We start from the raw sequence: 5,565 nt of genomic DNA, 5'->3' as shown, positions 1-5,565 counted from the left end.
CACTGGGCCTTGGCCTGGCTTCTACCTTGAGCACGACGGCGCTGGCTGCCGACGAGATCTACATTCCCATGATCTCCAAGGGCTTTCAGCACCAGTTCTGGCAAGCCGTCAAGGCCGGCGCCGAGCAGGCCGGCAAGGACTACAAGGTCAAGGTGACCTTCGAAGGCCCCGAGAGCGAGAGCATGGTGGACAAGCAGATCGACATGTTCGCGGCGGCGCTGGCCAAAAAGCCGTCGGCCATCGGCTTTGCCGCGCTGGACAGCAAGGCATCGATCCCGCTGCTGAAAAAGGCCCAGGCCGCCAAGATCCCGGTCATCGCATTTGACTCGGGCGTGGACAGCGATATTCCGGTGACCACGACCACCACCAACAACGTGGCCGCCGCAGCCCTCGCCGCCGACAAGATGGCCGAGCTGATCGGTAAAAGCGGCGATGTCGCCCTCGTGGTGCATGACCAGACCAGCCGCACCGGCATCGATCGCACCGACGGATTTGTCAACCGTATCAAGTCAACCTATCCCAACATCAAGATCGTCAGCGTGCAGTACGGCGGCGGCGACCAGCTCAAATCGACCGAGATCACCAAGTCCATCCTGCAGGCCAACCCTAACCTCAAGGGAATTTTCGGCGCCAACGAAGGCTCGGCCATCGGTGCACTGAATGGCGCCAGGGAGATGAAGCGCAAGGTGGTGATCATCGGCTACGACTCCGGCAAGCAGCAAAAGGCCGCCATCATGGACGGCTCAATGGCCGGCGCCATTACCCAGAACCCGGTCGGCATTGGCTACAAGACGGTGGAGGCGGCGGTCAAGTCCCTCAAGGGCGAAAAGCTGCCCAAGGTCATCGACACCGGCTTTTACTACTACGACAAGACCACCATCAATGATCCCAAGATCGCTGCGGTTCTGTATGACTGATGGGTGCGGCGGCCTCAGGGCTACCACGCGCTGAAGCGCTTCTTCACCAGGCAAACAGCAATCCCCAGGCAATCCTTCATGAGCACTATCCAATCCATGCGTGTCGTCGATGTGCGCTTTCCCACGTCGCGGCATCTCGACGGCTCGGACGCGATGAATCCGGACCCGGACTATTCGGCCGCCTATGTGGTGCTGGAAACCGGCGAGCCGGGGCTTGAAGGCCATGGCCTGACCTTCACCATCGGCCGCGGCAATGAAATCTGCTGTGCCGCCATCGAAGCCATGCGCCACCTGGTGGTCGGTCTCGACATGGACTGGGTGACCGAAGACATGGGCCGCTTCTGGCGTTACATCACCTCGGACAGCCAGCTGCGATGGATCGGCCCCGACAAGGGCGCGATCCACCTGGCGACTGCCGCCGTGGTCAATGCCGTGTGGGACCTGTGGGCCAAGCAGGAGGGCGTGCCGGTGTGGAAGCTGGTGGCCCGCATGAGCCCGGAAGAGATCGTCAGGCTGATCGACTTCCGCTACATCACCGACTGCATCACGCCGGCCGAAGCGCTGGCGCTGTTGACGCGCCAGGCCGCCGGCAAGGACGCGCGCCTGAAGACGCTCGAGCAGGAAGGATACGCCTGCTACACCACTTCCGCCGGCTGGCTGGGCTATGACGACGAAAAGCTCAGGCGCCTGGCCCAGGAGGCGGTGGACGCCGGCTTTTCGCACATCAAGCTCAAGGTGGGCCGCGACCTGCAGGACGACATCCGGCGGGTGCGCGTCGCCCGCGAGGTGCTCGGCCCCGACCGCACCCTGATGATCGACGCCAACCAGGTGTGGGATGTCAACGAGGCGATTGAGTGGCTGGGCCACCTGGGCTTTGCCAAGCCCTGGTTCATCGAAGAGCCGACCAGCCCCGACGACATCGAGGGTCACCGCCGCATCCGCGAGGCGGTGAAGGGCGACATGCAGGTCGCCACCGGCGAGATGTGCCAGAACCGCGTCATGTTCAAGCAGCTCATCATGCAGGGCGCCATTGACGTGGTGCAGATCGACGCCTGCCGCCTGGGCGGGGTCAACGAGGTGCTGGCCGTGATGTTGATGGCGGCCAAATATGGGCTCAAGGTTTGTCCGCATGCCGGCGGGGTCGGCTTGTGCGAATACGTGCAGCACCTGTCGATGATCGATTACCTCTGCATCGCCGGTACCAAGGAAGGCCGGGTGATCGAATACGTGGACCACCTGCACGAGCATTTCGTGGACCCCTGCGTGATTCGCCATGCCGCCTACATGCCGCCGCAGCGGCCTGGCTATTCGATTGAGATGAAGCGCGAGTCGCTGGCGCAGTACGCCTTCAAGGGCTGATGGCCGCTACACACCCTCGGCTGAGCCTGACCATAACCAACATCTGACACCGGAGCCCTTGATGAATTTGCACCTTCAAAACAAGATTGTCATTGTCACCGGCGGGGGCGCCGGAATTGGCGGGGCCATCAGCCTGCAGCTGGCGCGGGAGGGCGCCGTGCCGGTGATCTTCGGCCGCAGCCCCTTGTTGCCGGAATTTTCCGCGGCCTTGCGGGAGCTCGGTGCACGCCATGGGTTTTTCCAGCTCGACCTTGAAAGCGAATCGGCCTGCCGGACCGCGGTGCAGGGTGCCGTGGCCGAATTCGGCGGCATTGATGCGCTGGTCAACAACGCCGGCGTCAACGACAGCGTCGGCCTGGAGGCCGGCCCCGAGGCCTTCGAGCGCTCGCTGCAGTCCAACCTGATGCATTACTACCTGATGGCTCACCTGTGCCTGGACCAGCTAAAGGCCAGGCGCGGCGCCATCGTCAACATTTCCTCCAAGACGGCGCTCACTGGGCAGGGCAACACCAGCGGCTACGTCGCGGCCAAGGCGGCCCAGCTGGGGCTGACACGCGAATGGGCTGCCGCCCTGGCGCCACATGGCGTGCGGGTCAATGCGGTGCTGCCGGCCGAAGTCATGACGCCGCTCTATGAAACGTGGCTCAAGACCTTTGCCGACCCGGCAGCGGCGCTGGCCGACATCACGGCCCGGATCCCCCTGGGCCAGCGCATGACGACCGACCGCGAAATTGCCGACACGGTAGTGTTCCTGCTGTCCGATCGCGCCTCACACACGACGGGCCAGTGGATTCATCCCGATGGCGGTTATGTGCATCTGGACCGCGCCTTGCCTGTCGGCGGACCACCATGAACAGACATCAACACGGCCAAAACGCCATGCGGCGCTGCCAGCTACCGAGCCCTGAAAAGCACGATGAAGCTCGCCGCAGATTTTCCCCGCCCGAACCGGGTTCGCTCTGGGCAGCCATGCCGGCGGATGGGCATATCCGGACTTTTTAACTGACTCAACCTAACCATAGCAAAGAGAGACAAATCATGAAAGCTGCTTTCCGTAGTGTGTACCTCGGTGTGGCCTGCGCGGCCGCGCTGGCGCCACAGTTGGCCTCGGCCCAGTCCAGTGTCACCATGTACGGACGTGCCGTATCAGGCCTGGCGTATATCGACCATGTGTATGACCCGGTGGCCAATGCCAGCTTCTCCAAAACCATGGTGGCCAGCAACCAGTGGGGCACCAGCATGTGGGGCATGAAGGGCAAGGAAGACCTGGGCGGCGGGCTGGCGGCCAACTTCCTTCTCGAAAGCGGGTTTGAACTGAAAAACGGCTCGGTCGGCTCGGCATTGTTCAACCGCCGCGCCTATGTCGGTCTGTCCAACGCCAGCTGGGGCAGCTTCCGTCTTGGCAAGAACCTGTTCATCAGCAACGACGTGTGGGACCTGGACCCGACCGGCCAACAGTGGGTGGGCAGCGCCACCCTGGTCAGGGGCCGCAGCTGGCCCGGTGCCAGCAACGTGGTCGAGTATTCAACGCCTGATATGGGCGGCTTCAGCGCCACCGGGCAAATCTCGTTTGGCGAACAGGCTGGAAACAGCAAGGCCAACCGCGGCGAGGGCATATCGATGACCTATGCGAACCAGGACCTGATGCTGCGCGCCATCTATTCAGAGCGCCGTAATGCTGCCGCCACCTTCACGGATGTTTTCAGCACCTCCAAGGAAACCATCATAGGCGGCACATACAAGTTCGGCCCGGCCAAGCTCTATGCGGCCTACGACTACATCACCGCACCCGACGCGGCCCTCACAGCCGCGTCCAAGCTCAAGCATGCCTGGGTTGGCGTTCGTTACGATGTGACGCCAGCGCTCACGCTGATCGGTTCGGTCTTCCACGTGAAGTCTGACCGGGTGGCCGGCAAGGCCACGCTGGGCATGGTGGGTGCGGACTACAGCATGTCCAAGCGCACGTTGCTGTACGCATCATTCGGCAGCGTCAGCAACTCCAGTGGTGCCAACTTCGGGGTGGACGGGGGCATCTCGGGAAATCCGAATGTCAACCAGGGGCAAAGAACCATTTACGCGGGCATTGCGCACAGCTTTTAAAGGGCAACGCCGCCGGGGGAGCTAGGCGCTCGGCGGCAGGCTGGCTGGGTCAGATCGGTATCACCTGACGCGGACCCGCTGGCCAACCATTTTTTGCTATTAAAAACATAGCTGCTCGCGCAGGCGATGCCTGCGCCGCAGCTATTTTTTATGCTCAATCGATGTGCAAGCGGGACCGTGCTGCTCACTCGCACGCAAGGGCGTGGGCGACAATCAGTGCCGTGCTCCGCATTCTTTTCGTCACTTTCCCTTTTTTCGCCCTGGTGCTGTGCGGCTACCTTGCTGCACGCCGGGGCCTGCTCCCGCAGCTGGCCATTCCTGGCCTCAATACCTTCGTGTTGTATTTCGCATTGCCCTGCATGCTGTACCGCTTTGGCGCCGGCACGCCGATTGCGCAGCTGCTGGACGCGAGCCTGGTGGCGGTCTACCTGGTGTGCGCGTTGCTGATGGTGGCTTTCACCGTGATGCTCACGCGCAAGGGCCGTATTGCCTGGAACGATGCGTCTTTCGGTGCGCTGGTGGCGGCTTTCCCCAATACGRGCTTCATGGGCGTGCCGCTGCTGGTGGCACTGCTGGGCGCTCAGGCCGCCGGCCCGGCCATCGTCACCATCCTGGTTGACTTGCTCGTGACAAGCTCGYTGTGCATCGCGCTGTCGCGGCTGGACTCGGCCGACATTCATGGCGCAGAGGTCGCTGCGCAAAAAGCGCTCAAGGGCGTGGCGCTCAATCCCATGCCGTGGGCGATTGTGCTGGGCGCGCTATCGTCCGGGCTGGGTGTGATGTTGCCAGGGCCGGTGATGCAGACCGTCGGGCTGCTGGCCGATGCGGCCTCGCCTGTGGCGCTGTTCACCATTGGCGCGGTGCTGGCGCGCTCGCAGATGAACAGTACGGCTGCCACACCCCTGAAGGAGTATGTGCCGGTTGCGCTCATCAAACTGGTGGTGCACCCGGTATTGGTGGGCCTCGTCGGGTTGGGTGCCATCGCTGTGGGCGTGCCGCTGCAACCCTTCGCACTCACGGTCATCGTACTGGTGGCGGCGTTGCCCAGCGCCAGCAATGTGGCGCTGCTGGCCGAGCGCTTTGGCGCGGACAACGGCCGCATCGCGCGCATCATCCTGTTGTCGACGGTGCTGGCTTTTTTCAGCTTTTCGGCAGCAGTGACCCTGCTGACCTGAGCCAGGTACCAGGC

Annotated in this window: 5 protein-coding genes; all 5 read left to right on the top strand. The window is 63.0% G+C overall.

The genetic code is table 11. From position 1 onward, the window contains the following. Positions 1 to 2: 2 nt before the first annotated feature. Complete coding sequence (locus AC1D1X_RS14425; RefSeq protein ID WP_477698515.1) at positions 3 to 917, top strand: substrate-binding domain-containing protein; 915 nt, start codon at positions 3 to 5, stop codon at positions 915 to 917. A gap of 78 nt (positions 918 to 995) precedes the next feature. Beyond that, positions 996 to 2,276, top strand: a complete 1,281-nt coding sequence (locus AC1D1X_RS14420) for an L-fuconate dehydratase (RefSeq protein WP_477670154.1) — start codon at positions 996 to 998, stop codon at positions 2,274 to 2,276. Positions 2,277 to 2,337: 61 nt separating this feature from the next. Further along, positions 2,338 to 3,129: an L-fucose dehydrogenase gene (locus tag AC1D1X_RS14415; RefSeq protein WP_477670153.1), complete on the top strand. Its 792-nt coding sequence runs from the start codon at positions 2,338 to 2,340 to the stop codon at positions 3,127 to 3,129. Positions 3,130 to 3,314: 185 nt separating this feature from the next. Continuing rightward, positions 3,315 to 4,376, top strand: coding sequence for a porin (locus AC1D1X_RS14410; protein ID WP_477670152.1), 1,062 nt, complete (start codon positions 3,315 to 3,317; stop codon positions 4,374 to 4,376). A 221-nt stretch (positions 4,377 to 4,597) separates the two neighbouring features. Beyond that, positions 4,598 to 5,551, top strand: coding sequence for an AEC family transporter (locus AC1D1X_RS14405; RefSeq protein ID WP_477698514.1), 954 nt, complete (start codon positions 4,598 to 4,600; stop codon positions 5,549 to 5,551). Positions 5,552 to 5,565 lie beyond the last annotated feature (14 nt).

Source organism: Polaromonas sp. P1_G4, assembly GCF_056405475.1.
Note: the sequence above shows the minus strand (reverse complement) of the source record. Positions and strands in the feature narration are given on the sequence as shown.